Here is a 743-nt window from a genome sequence, read left to right as displayed (position 1 = left end):
CTATTCCGGATGATTTTAACCTGCGTTGGGCTTCTGAAGATGCCTGCCTGATCACCTGGTTTGATATGCGCCAAGGACTTTTTGTGCTGTACAGGAATTTTGATGACCTCTTCGTGATGGATAATAAGGCTGTTACAGCGTGCGTAAATATTCTGGAAGCTATGGATGGTCGTTATACTGTTCGTCCAGTTTTCGGTACTGGGCTTTATCGGGTTCTCTTTGGATATGGATTTGAATTTTCACGCGAGAGCCTACCTGCGATCAAAAAATTCTTTGAAGATAAAGCTGTAACCGCCAAGGATGGTGTGGAATATCCTTGGAGCGGTGTGGAGAGGTATAAGAAAGTGTTTTTTCCTCAGGGTTTTCCTGACCCGTTGTATGAGGATGGGGAGTGGAATGATGATCCTGATGAATACCCCGAGAGCACTTCCTACACCGGCGGGAACAGCTAACAACGCACTGATAGCCAAGGAGTAACCAATTATGGGTTACTACGACGACGGGCGTGGCAATAGCTTCTTCCCAGTTGTGTATGTAAAGGAAGATAACGTCTTAGAGCGGCAACTAGAGCTGCTACAAAAGCAGGGATGGAAAATTATTGAGTTCTTTTGCTCTGCTCTTGTCCAGGCAAGGACCGAGAATGAATATTTTAAGGAGCTTTTAGAGCCTATTGAATATCCTTATGGATTGCCTGATGATCCAGTAAATCTGATCTATGAGTACATGGAAGATTTGCATTGGCT

At 44.5% G+C, this 743-nt stretch carries 1 protein-coding gene and 1 pseudogene; both read left to right on the top strand.

The window, feature by feature from the left end:
- Positions 1–452 (top strand): hypothetical protein (locus tag HMPREF2554_RS03055; protein ID WP_070553982.1); only part of this gene is annotated, 452 nt, incomplete at its 5' end.
- Positions 453–483: 31 nt separating this feature from the next.
- A pseudogene (locus HMPREF2554_RS03050) lies at positions 484–743 on the top strand (hypothetical protein); the annotation flags it as partial.

Origin of the sequence: Rothia sp. HMSC071F11 (assembly GCF_001809115.1) — a bacterium.
GTDB lineage: Bacteria > Actinomycetota > Actinomycetes > Actinomycetales > Micrococcaceae > Rothia > Rothia dentocariosa.
Note: the sequence above shows the minus strand (reverse complement) of the source record. Positions and strands in the feature narration are given on the sequence as shown.